Here is a 15,954-nt window from a genome sequence, read left to right on the forward strand (position 1 = left end):
GCTCTATGCTAGCGCCTGCCACCGCCACGAGACGATCCGCGCCTCAGATTCCGGGTCCTCTGCAACGGCCGTCGTCCGGTCCAGCGAGACGAAAAGATAGTCATCTGCAATCTGCTCGACCAGTCCCCCGCCCCACTCTGCGATTACCACGGCCTGCAAGAGGTCTGTATCCAGGTCAAGTGAGTCGAGGGCACCGCTTGGATCCACGCCGGAATCAAGGAGTCGATAGGCATCCACGTGGACCAGGCTCGGCCCCGTAGAAAGCGAGCGATGTTCACGCGCAATGACGAAGGTTGGGGATGTGACGCGTCCTTTCACGCCAAGGCCACGTGCGATCCCCTGTGTAAGCGTGGTTTTTCCCGCACCGAGCGGGCCATCCAAAATCACCACGTCACCAGCCTCGAGAGCCGCGCCGAGTTGTTCCCCCCAAGCCTGGGTCTGCTCGGGAGTTTCAAAGCGTTCCTCACCGGATGCCGGAAAACTCGACTTCATCACTTTCCTCCCACGTATGTGCGAAGGGTTCGCCCCTTGGGTAGGCAGATTATTTCATAGTTGATGGTGCCGATGGCGTCGGCAAGCTCGGTGGCGTTCATTTCACCGCGCTCGCCTGGTCCGAACAGGATCGCTTCAGCGCCAGGCTCGGTGGTGTCTTGGTCCAACCACACCACGATCTGGTCCATGCAGACACGCCCCACCTGCGGGTAGCGCTTGCCGCCGATGGTGACCTCAAGGTGGCCCTGCGTGGCGCGAGGCAGGCCGTCAGCATAGCCCACCGGAACGACGCAATAGTTGCCGTCGCGGGGTGCCCGCCAGGTCAGGTTGTAAGAGGTGCCTTCACCCTGGGAGATCCGCTTGACCACACTCACTCGCGCCGACCAGGTCATCGCAGGTTTCAGGCCATGGTCCTGCCCTGGCATCGGCTCCAGTCCATAGAGAATCAGTCCTGGGCGAACCATTTGGTAGTGCAAGTCCGGGCGAGTGAGCGTGGCCGGCGAGTTTGAGATGTGGTTGACGGGAATGTCCAGTCCAGCTGCGCGGGCAGCGGCGATGGCGCGCTCGAAGGTGCTGGCTTGCTCGTCGGTAATCGGATTTCCCGGTTCATCCGCGCAGGCTAGGTGGCTAAAAAGCCCGGTGACCGTTGTTTTGGAGCGCTTCAGCAGTTGGAAGACCTCCGCCCAGTGTTCCTCCGGCAGACCAGAACGACGCAGGCCGGTATCGATTTTGATGGCGACGCGGCAATCATAGTCAGCCACGGCCCGCGCATGTGCGAGGGTAGGGACACCAAGCTCGATGCCGCGGTCAATAGCAGCCACAAAATCCTGTTCGGGGGACCAGATCCACGCGAGGATTGGCTGGGTGATGCCTTTCTCCCGCAGGCTCAGGGCTTCCGTGAGCGTGGCCACACCGAATTGATCTGCGCCGTTTTCAGCCATGACCCGCGCTACCTCGACAGCGCCGTGCCCGTAGGCGTCCGCCTTCACCACCGCCATGAGCTGCGCCTGCCCCGCCAAATCCTTAATAATCCGAGTGTTGTGCGCAATGGCGTCGAGGTCAATGGTGGTGGTCAGCAATTCCATGGTTATCAATCGTAGTCAACACCCTAGTGAGCGCTGCAGCTATGTCCCCGGCTGGCGCTGGTCCCCCTAAGCTCGCAGCCGCAAGGCAGTGCAGGCGAACGGCGCTCGCAACCATGCTTATCGACGCCTCAAAAGCGACTCCCTTGGCAATAATCCCTGCTAACACGTCCCCCGATCCGGGCGTAGCCGCCCAGGAACTACCCGCTTCCGCTAAATAGACCTCGTCACTACTTGCGATCACCGTCACTCGCCCTTTGAGCACCACCACAGCATTAAATTCGCGGGCCATGGCCTGCGCGTCGGAAACACGGCCCTTAGGGCTGCGGCCACATAGTCGCTGGAACTCCCCATCATGGGGAGTTAATATGGTGAGGGAATCCCGTTGTTGGAGCAGTTTCTGCAGCTGAGGGTTCCCGGCGAGTTGGGTGAGGGCGTCTGCATCGATGACCACAGGCACGTTGTCTCTCAGGATTTCCGCGAGCATTGGATCACTGGTGCCCGTTCCCGGCCCAGTCACCCACGCGTCGACTTTCCCAGCCAGCGTGGCACCAGCGACCACCTCGGGCTGGGCCTGCAACACGTGGGACGTACAGGGGCCGACATAGCGCACCATCGAAGAGCTAGCGCGCGCAGCGGCCGTGGTACACAGCACCGCAGCTCCGGGATACTGTTCACTTCCCGCGTGGATCCCCACTACCCCAAGGGTGTACTTATGGTCGCTTGGCCCGGGCATCGGCCAGGCTTCCATCCCCGCCGAATATCCCCACGGCCGAGGCAGATACTGATCAATACCAAGGGGCTCCAACACCACCTGCCCACAATGCTCCCACCCCAGGATATGCGCAGGTTTGAGCCCACCGAAGGTCACCGTGCAGCGCGCACTTATCGACGCCCCCAAGGACTCTCCTGTCATCGGGTCGATACCGCTGGGAATATCAACAGCCAAAACTGGATGAGCTCTGGCGCGCTCCGCGGCTTCAGCTGCCACGCCGCGAAGCGCGCCACGCGACCCGATGCCAAGGATGCCGTCAATAATGAGGTCCGGGTTGCTGATTCCACAGACCAACCGGGGATGTTTGATGGCGCCAAGGGCTGGGTGAATGCGCTCCCCTAGCTGCCACACCTCGATAACAACACCGCGTTTTTCCAGCTCCGCGGCGGCGTAGAGGGCATCACCGCCATTGTTCCCGGTTCCAGCCAGCACGAGGACCCTGGAACCGGAAACTTGCCCGCGGATCGACTTGAGCATGCGCGCAGCGCGGATCGAAACAGCGAACGCGGCCCGCCGCATAAGTTTTTCGCCGAGTTGCGCCACGAGGGGCGCTTCTGCGGCTCGGATCTGCTCCGGAGAGTACAGCGGCAGATGTTTTTGGGGAAGCATATTCTCCAATTTAGCGTCGGCGTAGGCCACTACGGCGGTACATCAACTCAAATAGCTTCTCGGACGCGTCAGGAAGACTGGGCGCACATGCCAGCTAGGCATGTGCGCCCAGGTTCAGAATTAGGCAGCGACGGCAGCATGAAATAGCTCACTTCGTTTCTGCTGATTTCTACAAAATTACGTTTGCAACCAAATAGAGGCATCCTAGGAAAACTAAATGCGAAGTGGATGGAACTAATCGCTGGTTATGCTCTAGGACGCTTCTATTACCCAGAGAGCTACGCAAAAGGGGCTGACTTGCCGTCGGACAAGCGCAGGCACTAAAAACCGCCCCTGGAACGCACACGGCATAAACAGGGGCGGCCCAACAGGAGCAATTACTCCACGGTCACAGACTTAGCCAGGTTGCGAGGCTTATCAATATCCTCGTTGCCGCACTGGCGGGCGATCTCTGCTGCGAGGAACTGCAGCGGCACGGTAGCCAGCAGTGGCTGCATGATCGTGGAGGACTGTGGGATGCGGATCAGCCAGTTTGCGAATGGCTCCACGGCATCATCGCCCTCTTCAGCAATAACGATGGTCTTCGCGCCACGGGCACGGATCTCCTGAATGTTGGAGACGATCTTGGAGTGCAAGACCTTCACTCCACGAGGGGACGGCACGACGACGACAACCGGCAGGTCATCCTCGATCAGGGCGATCGGGCCGTGCTTGAGCTCACCAGCGGCGAAGCCTTCAGCGTGAATGTAGGCCAGCTCCTTGAGCTTCAGAGCGCCTTCCAACGCGACTGGGAAGCCTACGCCACGTCCAAGGAAAAGCATGGTCTGGATTGCTCCGAGGGTACGGGCGATCTCCATAACCTGGTCTTCGCATCCCAGGACCTCAGAAATCTTGTTTGGGATAGCCTCGAGGTTCTCCCAGATCTCCTTGATTTCATCGGGGTACTTAGTGCCCTTGGCCTGAGCTAGCGCCAAGCCGACAATGTAATTCGCGGCCACCTGCGCCAAGAATGCCTTAGTGGAGGCAACGCCGATTTCTGGTCCAGCGTGAGTGTACAAAACAGCGTCGGATTCGCGTGGGATCTGAGAGCCGTTGGTGTTACAGACAGCCAGCACCTTTGCGCCCTGTGTCTTTGCGTGACGCACGGCTTCCAGGGTGTCAGCGGTCTCACCCGACTGAGATACCGCGACAACAAGGGTGTTGGCATCCAGTACTGGGTCGCGGTAGCGGAATTCAGAGGCAACCTCAATCTCAACCGGGATACGTACCCAGTGCTCGATTGCGTACTTAGCCAGCAAACCGGAGTGGTATGCAGAGCCACAGGCGACGACGAAGACCTTGTTGATGGACTTCAGATCACGCTCGGAAATGTTGTCTTCGTCGAGAACTACGCGACCGTCAACGAAGTGTCCAACAAGGGTGTCACGTACAGCATCTGGCTGCTCGAAGATTTCCTTCATCATGAAGGAGTCATAGCCGCCTTTTTCTGCGGCAGCGAGATCCCAGTCAATGGTGAACTGCTTGCCTTCGGCCGGGGTGCCGTCGAAGTTGAGAATCTCGTGGCTGTCAGCGGTGATGATGACAACGCTGTCCTGGCCGAGCTCGATGGCTTCCTTGGTGTGCTCGATGAATGCGGCAACGTCGGAACCGAGGAACATTTCCCCCTCGCCCACGCCAACGATCAGCGGGGTGGAACGGCGAGCAGCGATCACGGTACCCGCATGGTCGGCGTGGGTGAACAGCAGCGTGAATGCGCCCTCGAGGCGGTTCAGAACTTTCATGGCGGATGCCTTGAAGTCGCCCGCGGTTTCCCCTTCGTTGTAAGCCAGCGCCAACAAGTGGGTGGCCACTTCGGAGTCGGTCTCTGACTTCAGTTCAATCCCCTGTGCTTCTAATTCAGCACGCAGAGGGGAAAAGTTCTCAATGATGCCGTTGTGGACAATTGCCACCTTGTTATCGAAAGAGACATGCGGGTGCGCATTCTGGTCGGTTGGACGACCATGGGTTGCCCACCGGGTGTGACCAATCGCAGTAGTGCCGGAAAGAGTTTCCTTCCCAACTTCACTAATCTTGTCCTCAAGGTTGGCAAGCTTGCCTGCACGCTTAACGACGTTGATAGCACCGCTACCATCGGCCACGGCTACTCCCGAAGAGTCATAGCCACGGTATTCCATTCGACGTAGCGCCTCGACAGCTACGGATAGACCCTGTTGATTTCCTACATATCCTACGATTCCACACATGCGGTCTATTTTAGGGGTAAAAGCGCTCACTAGCGTTAGTCAACCGCAATAAAAAATTCGGCTAGCTATTGAATTTCAGCAATTTGACAGTGCTTTGACGCAGTTTTGTCTCATGTTTGCCTCATGGCAGCGACATCTCAGGTGGAAGTTTCCACTATCCTTGGGGATTGTGGCTGAGAAACTGAACAAACACCTAAGCAAACTTTCCTCCCGAGGACCGCACCGCGTTCTGGTCGGCGATCTTGAATATGCCGGCTTGCCGGGCAAGATTTACACCCCGGCTGAGGGTAACGGACTGCCCGCAGTAGCATTCGGGCACGACTGGTCAACGGACATCAAGCGTTACCATGCGACGCTGCGTCACTTGGCCTCTTGGGGCATCGTGGTAGCCGCACCAAGCACCGAGTCGGGTGTATTGCCTAATCACCGCGGTTTTGCCTCGGACCTTGAAACTGCCCTGCAGATTCTCACGGGTGTCAAACTCGGCACTGGCAATATTTCTGTTGCTCCCGGAAAAATCGGCCTCGTGGGACACGGTATGGGCGCTGGTTGCGCCATCCTGGCAGCCGCAGGCCGCGACCATTTGAATGCGGTAGCTGCGCTGTACCCGTCGGTAACTTCACCATCCAATGAGGAAGCCGCCCGCAATGTGTCCACTCCAGGCTTTATCCTCGGTGAGCCTGACCGCGATTTTGTAGCCACCGGCAATCCGGTCCAGGTAGCAGCAAACTGGGCAGGTTCCTGCATTTACCGTGAGATTGATGGCGCGACCCAAGAGGGTTTCACCGAGTTCTCACTGGGGCGAATGGCACTTGGACTCGGCCGACCACAAGGCACAGCGCAACAGATCGCCCGTGGCCTCCTGACTGGGTTCCTGCTCCACCGCCTTGATAACCAGAACAAATACTCTGCGTTCTCGGACGCTACTGCGACCGCCAAAAAGGTAACTGGTTTCGACGCCTCGGGGGTTCGACTCAAGGTGGCAGAGTCCGCTCGTTAGTAGCGCGGTCTTCTCAGCACTGACTGCACCGCAGCAGTACGCTCCTGTCTAGGGCGTCGCTGCGGTGTTTCGTTTTTCGACGCCCGTTCCTGAGCACGCATGCTCACGCGTTGCGACTTCTCTAATTCAGTTTCGAACTCCGTCATGCGCTGAGCGGCGCGGGCACGAAAACGATCCATCACGACATCAAAGTCGGGTTTCACCACGCACCCACCTTCCTGGCCTGGCCAGTGCTTCCGACACCGCTACCGACTAGTTCTGGTGCCGGGGCTGGCTCAGGGGCATTCTGTTTCGGCGGTGGCGGTGGCTCAGGAACGTTCTGCTTCGGCGGTGGCGGTGGCTCAGGAACGTTCTGCTTCGGCGGTGGCGGTGGCTCAGGGACATTCTGTTTCGGCGGTGGCGGTGGCTCAGGGACATTCTGTTTCGGCGGTGGCGGTGGTTCAACTGGGGCAGATGGCGCCGGTTCCGGTGCGGGCTCCGGGACTGGAGGCTCTGGAACTTGTAGGAACTCTTCAGCTGCCATTACGATCGCCCCGATCACGGCAACAACAACGCCAATACCCAAGACAGCGGTGAGTCCGCTCATCGCATCTGAAGATTCGCAGGTGTCTTCAGGTTTGTCTTCACATTCCGATTCCGGCTCCTCCGGGCAGGCGTCTACCGCAGGCTTCTTTACCGGTTCCTCTGGGCAGTCTTGGGTCACCGGCTTAGTTACCGGCGGCGCAGGCTTCTTTACGGGTTCCTCCGGGCAGTCTTGGGTCACCGGCTTAGTTACCGGCGGCGCAGGCTTCCTTACCGGTTCCTCCGGGCAGTCCTGGGTCACCGGCTTAGTTACCGGCGGCGCAGGCTTCCTTACCGGTTCCTCCGGGCAGTCCTGGGTCACCGGCTTAGTTACCGGCGGCGCAGGCTGCGGAGAGGGTTCTACTGGTGCAGGTGCTGGCGAGCTTGGAGTAGGTGCGGGAGTCGGGGCCGGTGCGGCACCTCCCCCACCTCCAGTTGAGGTTGCCGGGGCCGTAGGCATTGCCGGTGTACTTTCGCATTCTTGCGCTGGTGGAGCCGCTGGCGGTGCGTCACAAGCAGCAGGAAGCGGGGTGCACTCTGTATTGCAGATCTGTGCACCACACTCCAGGATCTGGTTGAAAATGTCCGCTATGCAGCGGTCACGATCGTTGGAGATGCCGACCACGCTGGACGCACATTCGTTGATTAGTCCATCCGCACTGCGCAAAACTCCTTCATACTCATCCGGAAATTTCGTCTTATCGATTGTTGCCAGCAAGGCACATAGTTGCTGGATTTGGCTCTTGGTCGAATCGCAGACCATTTCGTTGGCTTGGGAAGATTCAGCAGTGACCTTGTCAATGGACTCGGCCGCTTCGGACACGGAGTTGCTCAGCTCAGTGTTTTGTTCGTCGTTTTCGAACCACTCCTGAGCTTTACTCCAGATTTCATCGATGATGAGCCCGGAGATCACACCCATCAGCATGCCACCCAGCTGCTTTAGCAACCCCTTGCCCTTTATGGAATCCGGTTTGCCACCACCGACGAGGTCATCTGCTGATTCACGCAGCACATCCGTATCCAGCCCTTTGGTGCTTTCGATTGCATCTTTGACCTGCTCTGGGGGCTGTGCTGGCCCTTTCCAGTCGCCGCCGGCGGCGTTGCGGAGTGCCTCAACGGCGTCGTCGTAAAGCGAGGCGGCAGCGTCTGTGCCCTTTTTCTTCTTCGCCATTACTTGCCCTCCACACCGATGCCAGCGATGACTGTGGCGCCAGCTTGATCGGCCTTGGCCATGTGTTCCACCTCTGCGAGCGCCGAGTTAGCGACCATGTTCGTGCGCAGCATGCGATCCAAATTGGCTGCGTGTAAGGACCGGAACATTTCGTCTAATGCAGCCCCATGCGCAGCGAAGTCACGCCCGGCTGCGGAAATCGCGAAGGATGGCGAAACGCTGCGCTGCTTTGCTATTTCCTGCTCGGTTCCTGCGATTAGATCGCCGATCATTTTCGAAGTTTGCCCGACATCCAGGCTCAAATTGAACACAAAAATCCCCCTTGTGAACTGTCAAAAAGTGAAAACCCCTTCACTAGTTTTGACTGACACAAGGGGGCAAATGGTTCCCTATCCCGGGAAACTTTTGTTAAACCGCAGCTACAACTGCCGCAAGCTGACCGGCAATCCGAACTGCCGTATCGGCATCGGCTGCTTCGACCATGACTCGGAAGATTTCCTCAGTTCCGGATGCGCGCAAGAGCACGCGGCCGGTCTCACCCAACTCCTGTTCTGCTTCCTGGATGGCAGCAATGACACGAGGATCGCCCTCGATAACCGATTTGTCAGTGACAGGGACATTGATGAGCTTCTGTGGCAACACAGTCATTGCGGTGGCTAGTTCCTTCAGCGACTGCTTCTTCTCCGCCATACGAGCCATCAGGCACAATCCTGTGAGAGTGCCATCACCGGTGGTGCCGTAATCAGGAATGACAACGTGGCCGGACTGTTCGCCACCCAGGGAGAAATTGTTTTCCCGCAGCTCTTCCAAGACGTAGCGGTCGCCCACCTTCGTCGTCTTGACCTCAATTCCGGCTTCCTTCATAGCAAGCATGAGACCAAGATTGGACATCACGGTAGCAACCAAGGTGTTCTTGCGCAGCTCGTTGTTTTCCTTCATTGCCAGGGCAATGATCGCCATAATCTGGTCACCGTCTACCACGGTTCCTTCTGCATCGACTGCGAGGCAACGGTCTGCGTCACCGTCGTGAGAAAGGCCGAGGTCAGCGCCGTGCTTTACGACGGCCTGGCGGACCTGCTCAATGTGAGTAGAGCCGCAGCTATCGTTGATGTTGTAGGCGTTTGGCTTGTCATGAATCGCGATGACCTCAGCGCCAGCTGCGCCATAAGCCATCGGAGCTACCTCATAGGCTGCGCCATTGGCACAGTCGACCACGACCTTGATGCCTTTCAGGTCAGTCTTGATCGCAGAGGCCAAGTGGCTCAGGTAACGTTCCCGCGCATCCGGAGCTTCTTCAATGACGCGTCCGACGCCATGACCGGTAGGGCCTTGGTCGCTCATCGAGTTCATGACGGCTTCGATTTCATCCTCAACCTCGTCGGCAAGCTTGTGCCCGCCGGAGGCGAAGAACTTAATACCGTTATCGGGCATTGGGTTATGGCTGGCCGAGATCATGACACCCATATCGGCACCATAGTCATCGGTGAGATAAGCAACAGCTGGCGTCGGAAGTACTCCCACTCGGAGTACGTCGACACCGCGTGAGGCCATACCTGCAGCCAGTGCTGCGGCCAGCATCTCACCAGAGACACGCGGGTCACGGCCAACAACAGCAGTTGGACGGCGCTTTGAGGTGCGGTTTTCCTTCGTAAGCACTTCCGCTGCAGCTTGCCCAAGGCGGAGAGCGAGGTTGACAGTCAGGGTTTCATTCGCGAGTCCGCGGACGCCATCGGTACCAAATAGTCGAGTCATACTTTCCATTATGCAGATCTGCCCTAAGAAAACTGCCCAAGAACTGAAGAATTATGAGGTGTGGCAGCCCAAAACCCACTTCCTAGACCGCCCCTTCGGCGCGAAAATGAGACGTGCATCGGAGCCATCCCACAGCTTCAGCGCACCTTTTGATAACAATCCAGTCACGCCCAACCGGAAATTATGCACCACTGCGTAAGCTTCCAGCCAGCCAAAACCTCGCCTTATAGATAGTGTCTGCCAACAAGGCGCGACGGCACATATATGCCTCACCGCATGTTATGCACAACCCCCCAGAAAGCAATGGTTGCGCAATATGTGTCCCACATCATAGTTTTGCCTTCATGAGTGAAACAACACTATCTAAGGTGGGGATTTGGCAAAGTTAGTACGAAAGAAGTCTCCTCGAGGAGACGCGGCGTACGACCCATTCGCCGTAGAATCTGAAGGCCTCGAACAGGGGCTTTCTGGTAGACAACTTCAAATGATCGCCATCGGCTCTGCCATGGGAACCGGACTGTTCCTCGGCACCGGTGGCCGACTAGAGCAAGCGGGCCCTTCACTCGCAATCCTCTATCTGATCTGCGGATTCATCGGCTACCTGATCTTGCGTTCCCTGGGTGAACTCATCGTGCATCGCCCATCTTCTGGCTCTTTCGTATCCTATAGCCGAGAGTTTTTCGGGGAGAAGGCCGCCTATGCCACCGGCTGGCTGTACTGGTTCAACTGGGCAATGACAGCCGTCGCGGATGCCACCGCAATCGCCATCTATTTCCGCTGGTTTGGACAGTATTCGCAGTGGATCAACAACGTCCCGCAATGGCTCTCCGCCCTCTTAGTAGTCCTTGCAGTACTGGCGTTGAACCTGGTCTCCGTGAAGCTATTCGGCGAACTAGAATACTGGTTTTCTATCGTCAAAATTGCGGCGCTAGTCATCTTCTTGCTGGTAGGAAGCTACTTCGTTCTTTTTGGATCTCCGAATGGCACCAATCCGGGATTCCATTTGATCGCCGACAACGGCGGCTTCTTTCCCAACGGCCTCATCCCAGCAATGATCGTGGTGCAGGGAGTGGTTTTTGCCTACGCAGGTATTGAACTGGTGGGCACCACCTCAGGAGAAACTAAAGATGCGGAACGAGCAATTCCACGTGCCATCAACGCCGTAATGCTGCGCATCGCAGTGTTCTACTTCGGCTCGGTACTACTGCTGTGCATGCTGCTGCCCTACACTGCGTACTCCGCAGACGAGTCTCCCTTTGTAACGTTCTTCGCTTCCATCGGCGTCGACGCTGCGGCACCCCTGACACAGCTAGTGGTGATCACGGCGGCCTTTTCCTCGATGAACGCGGGAATGTACTCCACGGGACGAATCTTGCATTCAATGGCGCTGACCGGTTGCGCACCAAAAATCGCCGGTAAATTGACCCGGAAAGGCGTGCCCTTCGGCGGCATACTACTGACAACGATCGTGGCCCTATTTGGTGTAGTCCTGAACTACGTGGTGCCAAGCCAGGCATTTGAAATCGTCCTGAATCTCGCCGCCCTTGGCACCATGGCCGGCTGGGCCGCCATCACACTCAGCCACATGAAGTTTGTCGCTATGACCAAGAAGGGGCTGTATGAACGCCCGCATTACCGGGCACACCTGACCCCCTTCACCAACTATCTCACGCTTGCCTTCCTCGCCTGCGTCATCGTGTTGATGGCTTTTGACTACCCGATCGGGACGTGGACACTAGCTGCTTCCCTACTGTTCTGGCCTGCGCTGGCAATCGGTTGGAGATTCGTGCGCAAACGCGTGGCAGAGGTCAAGGATGAACATCTCACTGCGAAAGCCGAAGCACTCGGCGTCGACAAGGCGGAGGTTACCCTGCACCCCGCTGAAGAAAACTAACCCCACCAGGTGAAAGGACAACAATGACTCAGTTTGTAGACGTAGCCAACATGGTTCGTTGGATCCAGCGCGAAGGCGTGGAAAAGATCATCAGCAACATGGTGGACTACTTGGAACATGACTTCGCCCAATGGCAACGCTTCGACAAAACCCCGCGCGTTGCCAGCCACACCCCCTTCGGTGTCATCGAGCTGATGCCAACCTCAAACGGCGAGGAATACTCCTTCAAATACGTCAACGGTCACCCAAGCAACCCAGAACGCGGATTCCAGACGGTCACTGCGTTCGGGGTGCTTGCCGACGTCGATAATGGCTACCCCACCTTTGAAGCTGAAATGACCCTGCTCACAGCACTGCGCACTGCGGCGGTGTCCGCGATGGTCGCCAAAAGGCTAGCTCGCCCAGAATCCACCACCATGGCCCTCATCGGAGCGGGTTCCCAATCTGAATTCCAGTCCTTGGCATTCCGCGGCGTGCTCGGCATCGAAGAACTGCGCGTCTATGACATCGACTCCGCGGCGACCGAGAAGCTACGCGGAAACCTTGAGCCGCTAGGCTTCCGGATTCATGCTGCCACTAGCGCCACTGAAGCCGTCCAGGGCGCTGACATCATCACTGTATGCACCGCCGACAAGGCTCACAACACTGTGCTCCACTCTGCAGACGTCCGGCCCGGAGTGCACTTGAACGCTATCGGTGGCGACTGTCCTGGGAAGACCGAGCTGGAGGCTGAGATCCTCACCCGCGGCGATGTTTTCGTGGAATTCACCCCACAGACCCGAATCGAAGGTGAGATTCAACAGATGGCACCGGATTTCCCAGTCGTCGAGTTTTGGGAGGTACTCCTTAATCGGAAACCAGGGCGTATCTCAGCCGAACAGATCACGATCTTCGATTCCGTAGGTTTTGCCATCTCAGACTTTTCAGCGCTGCGCTACCTCCGCGATGCCACTGCTGGAACCGACCTACAACAGTCCCTAGACCTGGTTGCTGACCCCGACGATCCGAAAGACCTTTTCGGTATGGTGGGCGCCAGCTTGCCCGTAGCCTGAACCGCCTTCACCCCTAGCAACTCAGACCACAGAAAGTGTCCTCATGACCGAGCCATTATCCAACGTCATCCACCGTGCCGAGCAGCAAGCAACCAAGTGGCAAAACGAAACACACAACGACAACGCAGTGGCAGACATGGTCCGCCATGACGGTGGCATTGACTTCACGATGCGATTTGTCGACCGCGTCGCACGCCCAGCTGATAACGCAGCTGCCGCCAAGGCTCTCGGAGATATGCCCACCCCGCCCGGCTTCATTCAGGGAGCTGACCGCCTCCTGTTCCAGGTTGGAACCAAAATTGCACCACTGCTGCCGGCAGTGGTCATTCCCGCCGCCAAGGCGCGCTTTCGCCAGCTAGTAGGAAACCTGATCCTCAACGCCGACGGGCCTGCGCTCGAGAAGCTGCTCACAGAAGCCAACGAGCAGGGGATCCAGCTAAACCTCAACCTACTGGGCGAAGCTGTTTTGGGCGAGAAGGAATCGGACAAGAGACTGCGCGACACAATTGAGCTGATTCGCAACCCGCAGGTGTCCTACGTTTCGATCAAGGCCTCCTCCATCGCCGCGCAACTCAACCCATGGGACATGGAAGGCAACCTGGACTTGCTCAAGGAGCGACTCCGTCCGCTGTACCGCGAGGCACGGGATAACGAGGTATTCGTCAACCTCGATATGGAAGAGTACAAGGACCTTCGCCTCACTGTGCGCCTGTTCACCGAACTGCTGGCAGAGGAAGAGTTCGGCAACTACGAGGCCGGGATCGTGTTGCAGGCCTACCTACCGGACTCGTTCCACGCACTCGAGGAAGTTGCCGCCTTTGCTAAACAGCGCTTCGAACAGCGTCGCAGCTCAGATGGCACTGGGCCGAACATTAAGATTCGCCTGGTTAAGGGCGCTAACCTCTCCATGGAACGAGTGGAAGCGGAGCTGCATGACTGGGAGCAGGCTCCCTATGCCACCAAGCACGAGGTAGATGCCAACTACTACCGCCTACTGGACTACATTCTGCAACCAGAATTCGCGGACTGCGTGCGCGTCGGCGTAGCCAGCCACAATCTCTTCAGCATTGCTTTCGCACGCGAGCTCGCCGCAGAACGCGGTGTCGAACGCCAAATCGACCTGGAAATGCTTCAAGGCATGGCACCGGCTATTGGCGAGGAAATCCTGTACACCCCCGTGGTTCGTGCCGAGGACTTTGATGTGGCGGTCTCCTACCTGGTACGCCGCCTAGAGGAAAACAGCTCCGCCGAGAACTTCCTTCATGCCCAAGCTGTGGGCGATACAGACGGGCAGCGGCAGGCCTTTCTCGCTGCTGTGGCGGACCGTTGGCAGGTTTCAGACCGACCTCGCCGCACCCAGGACCGCAACACCGAAGAAGGAGCGCGCTACTCTCGGGGTGACTTCCGCAATGAACCAGATACCGATCCGACGCTGCGCGCAAATCGAGACTGGGCATTGCGTCACCTCGCAGCAGCTCCAGGACCCTGTATCTCCCCCCTGGTCACTGACCCCACAGAGATTGACCGCGCGGTGTCCCGCGCGAAGCAGGCCCGCACCCCAGAAAACAGGCTTGAGCTGCTCCACAATGCGGCTGATGCGCTGGCCCGCCACCGCGGCGACCTGATCGCCGTCATGGCGCATGAGGCGGGCAAAACTGTCGATCAGTCAGACCCGGAAATCTCCGAAGCGATCGACTTTGCCACCTATTATGCGCACTGTGGCGCGGAACTCGACGAACGCTTCACTCCCTATGATGTCGTGGTGATCACTCCGCCGTGGAATTTCCCAGTCGCCATCCCGATGGGTGGCGTATTCGCCGCAATCGCGGCCGGCGCGCGGGTCATTCTCAAGCCCGCGCCGCAGACGCTACGCTGCGCCGAGGTTGCGGTGGCAGCCTTGCGAGAAGCCGGCATCTCCGAGGACCTGCTGCAACTGGTCAATGCAAATGAAGCGGAAGCGGGCAAGCGCCTGATTTCCCACGAAGACGTTGATGCGGTGGTCCTCACCGGCGCTTCCGATACCGCCAAACTCTTCCGTTCCTGGCGACCAGAGATGAAGTTGTACGCGGAAACCTCCGGTAAGAACGCGATGGTCATTACGCCGCACGCCGACCCAGATCTGGCCGTCGCGGACGCCTACAAATCCGCGTTCGGTCACTCCGGCCAGAAGTGTTCCGCGGCCTCGCTGCTGATCTTGGTCGGCGATTGCGGTCGCTTTAAGAATCAGCTTATCGACGCCGTGTCCACCCTCCGTGTCGGCCGCGGCACCGACATCTCTACCACCATGAACGGTCTCATCGGTGCTCCAGACGACAAGCTAAAACGCGGCCTCACCCAGCTCGAACCGGGGGAATCCTGGCTCCTCGAGCCACAGGAAATCGAGCCAGATCTCTGGACACCAGGCATTCGAGACAATGTCCAACCCGGGTCTTGGTTCCACACCACCGAGTGCTTCGGTCCCGTCACCGGCATCATGTACGCCTCCTGCTTAGAAGAGGCCATCGAATGGCAGAACTCTACCGGATTCGGGCTTACCGGAGGACTGCATTCCCTGGATGAAGAAGAGATCGAGTATTGGCGAGGTCACGTCGAAGTAGGCAACGCTTACATCAACCGTGGTATCACCGGCGCCATCGTGCAGCGCCAGTCCTTCGGCGGCTGGAAGAACTCAGCCATTGGCCCCGGAGCCAAGGCCGGTGGCCCAAACTATGTCACTCAGTTTGGTACGTGGGAAGACATCGACTCCGCAGCAGATGCCACGCTCAGCCCAGAGATCTCCCGGAAGCTACAGGCCAGCAACCTCAGTGCGGAGGACGCCGCCTGGGTAACCCTAGCTGCGAAGTCGGACGCGCACGCCTGGGCAACGGAGTTCAGCCTGGAGCACGATCGCTCTGCCCTGCGCTGCGAGTCCAACGTATTCCGCTACGTGCCGGCTCCTGAGTACCTCTACTATGCTGCAGAGCTTTCTCCGCGCGAGGAACTACGACTGGAAATCATGAGCATGCTCACCGGGGTGCCGCTACGACGCCTCAGCACATGGGAGCTGCCGGCGTCGTCACGCGTGCGTGTTTTTGGCGAGGCACCTGCCGAGCTGCACCGTGCGGCCGCCGAGACGGGCTCGTTCCTCACCGAAGGGCCGCTGCTTGCCGACGGCCGTCGCGAGCTCCTCGGCTTCCTGCAGGAGCAAGCCGTGTCCCAGACGATGCACCGTTTCGGTGTGATTCTGGATTAAGCGCTACTACCGACATGCTTAACCGCCGCCCTTTGAGAATTTTCTCGGGTCGGCGGTTTCGTGTCTGAGCTTTCGGGGTTATCGCGATTCT

The 15,954-nt window shown here is 58.3% G+C and carries 12 protein-coding genes; 4 read left to right on the forward strand and 8 right to left on the reverse strand.

Annotated elements, in window-relative coordinates:
- Positions 1-3: 3 nt before the first annotated feature.
- From tsaE to glmS, 4 genes are all read right to left on the reverse strand, one after another.
- The gene (gene tsaE, locus WG915_RS04780; protein ID WP_339564240.1) at positions 4-492 is read right to left on the reverse strand and encodes a tRNA (adenosine(37)-N6)-threonylcarbamoyltransferase complex ATPase subunit type 1 TsaE; all 489 of its coding nucleotides are present in this window, start codon (positions 490-492) and stop codon (positions 4-6) included.
- A complete protein-coding gene (gene alr, locus WG915_RS04785; RefSeq protein WP_339564241.1) occupies positions 492-1,577 on the reverse strand; it encodes an alanine racemase in 1,086 nt (361 codons plus the stop codon). Before alr ends, tsaE begins: the two co-directional genes overlap by 1 nt.
- Complete coding sequence (locus WG915_RS04790) at positions 1,552-2,958, reverse strand: NAD(P)H-hydrate epimerase (protein WP_339564242.1); 1,407 nt, start codon at positions 2,956-2,958, stop codon at positions 1,552-1,554. Before WG915_RS04790 ends, alr begins: the two co-directional genes overlap by 26 nt.
- 377 nt (positions 2,959-3,335) lie before the next feature.
- Positions 3,336-5,201: a glutamine--fructose-6-phosphate transaminase (isomerizing) gene (gene glmS / locus WG915_RS04795; protein WP_339564243.1), complete on the reverse strand. Its 1,866-nt coding sequence runs from the start codon at positions 5,199-5,201 to the stop codon at positions 3,336-3,338.
- 169 nt (positions 5,202-5,370) lie between these two features.
- Between glmS and WG915_RS04800 the strand changes: the two genes are divergently transcribed.
- The gene (locus tag WG915_RS04800) at positions 5,371-6,201 is read left to right on the forward strand and encodes a dienelactone hydrolase family protein (protein WP_339564244.1); all 831 of its coding nucleotides are present in this window, start codon (positions 5,371-5,373) and stop codon (positions 6,199-6,201) included.
- Here the strand turns inward: WG915_RS04800 and WG915_RS04805 are convergent.
- The 4 genes from WG915_RS04805 to glmM form a co-directional block, all read right to left on the reverse strand.
- Positions 6,198-6,407, reverse strand: a complete 210-nt coding sequence (locus WG915_RS04805) for a hypothetical protein (protein WP_339564245.1) — start codon at positions 6,405-6,407, stop codon at positions 6,198-6,200. The two genes, WG915_RS04800 and WG915_RS04805, sit on opposite strands and share 4 nt — an antisense overlap.
- Complete coding sequence (locus tag WG915_RS04810) at positions 6,401-7,933, reverse strand: hypothetical protein (protein ID WP_339564246.1); 1,533 nt, start codon at positions 7,931-7,933, stop codon at positions 6,401-6,403. The genes WG915_RS04805 and WG915_RS04810 overlap by 7 nt, the downstream gene beginning before the upstream one ends.
- Positions 7,933-8,205 (reverse strand): hypothetical protein, encoded by a 273-nt coding sequence (locus WG915_RS04815; protein ID WP_339564247.1) that lies wholly within the window; start codon positions 8,203-8,205, stop codon positions 7,933-7,935. Before WG915_RS04815 ends, WG915_RS04810 begins: the two co-directional genes overlap by 1 nt.
- Before the next feature lie 136 nt (positions 8,206-8,341).
- Complete coding sequence (gene glmM / locus WG915_RS04820) at positions 8,342-9,685, reverse strand: phosphoglucosamine mutase (protein ID WP_339564248.1); 1,344 nt, start codon at positions 9,683-9,685, stop codon at positions 8,342-8,344.
- Between the two features lie 484 nt (positions 9,686-10,169).
- Here glmM and WG915_RS04825 point away from each other — a divergent pair, with 484 nt between their 5' ends.
- The 3 genes from WG915_RS04825 to WG915_RS04835 are packed head-to-tail and all read left to right on the forward strand — an operon-like array spanning position 10,170 to position 15,863.
- Entirely contained in the window at positions 10,170-11,579 is a 1,410-nt protein-coding gene (locus WG915_RS04825; protein WP_339564418.1) for an amino acid permease, read from the forward strand.
- A 23-nt stretch (positions 11,580-11,602) separates the two neighbouring features.
- Positions 11,603-12,631 (forward strand): ornithine cyclodeaminase, encoded by a 1,029-nt coding sequence (locus tag WG915_RS04830; RefSeq protein WP_339564249.1) that lies wholly within the window; start codon positions 11,603-11,605, stop codon positions 12,629-12,631.
- A 43-nt stretch (positions 12,632-12,674) separates the two neighbouring features.
- Positions 12,675-15,863, forward strand: a complete 3,189-nt coding sequence (locus tag WG915_RS04835) for a bifunctional proline dehydrogenase/L-glutamate gamma-semialdehyde dehydrogenase (RefSeq protein ID WP_339564250.1) — start codon at positions 12,675-12,677, stop codon at positions 15,861-15,863.
- Positions 15,864-15,954: the final 91 nt, after the last annotated feature.

Source organism: Corynebacterium sp. H128 (assembly GCF_037482625.1).
GTDB lineage: Bacteria > Actinomycetota > Actinomycetes > Mycobacteriales > Mycobacteriaceae > Corynebacterium.

What these genes read in the sequence shown, in the direction of transcription:
- WG915_RS04825 (WP_339564418.1), top strand. Translation starts at nt 10,170, where the DNA reads ATGATCGCCATCGGCTCTGCCATGGGAACCGGACTGTTCCTCGGCACC.
- WG915_RS04810 (WP_339564246.1), bottom strand. Translation starts at nt 7,933, where the DNA reads ATGGCGAAGAAGAAAAAGGGCACAGACGCTGCCGCCTCGCTTTACGAC.
- WG915_RS04830 (WP_339564249.1), top strand. Translation starts at nt 11,603, where the DNA reads ATGACTCAGTTTGTAGACGTAGCCAACATGGTTCGTTGGATCCAGCGC.
- glmS (WP_339564243.1), bottom strand. Translation starts at nt 5,201, where the DNA reads ATGTGTGGAATCGTAGGATATGTAGGAAATCAACAGGGTCTATCCGTA.
- WG915_RS04835 (WP_339564250.1), top strand. Translation starts at nt 12,675, where the DNA reads ATGACCGAGCCATTATCCAACGTCATCCACCGTGCCGAGCAGCAAGCA.
- tsaE (WP_339564240.1), bottom strand. Translation starts at nt 492, where the DNA reads ATGAAGTCGAGTTTTCCGGCATCCGGTGAGGAACGCTTTGAAACTCCC.
- WG915_RS04790 (WP_339564242.1), bottom strand. Translation starts at nt 2,958, where the DNA reads ATGCTTCCCCAAAAACATCTGCCGCTGTACTCTCCGGAGCAGATCCGA.
- WG915_RS04815 (WP_339564247.1), bottom strand. Translation starts at nt 8,205, where the DNA reads ATGATCGGCGATCTAATCGCAGGAACCGAGCAGGAAATAGCAAAGCAG.
- alr (WP_339564241.1), bottom strand. Translation starts at nt 1,577, where the DNA reads ATGGAATTGCTGACCACCACCATTGACCTCGACGCCATTGCGCACAAC.
- glmM (WP_339564248.1), bottom strand. Translation starts at nt 9,685, where the DNA reads ATGACTCGACTATTTGGTACCGATGGCGTCCGCGGACTCGCGAATGAA.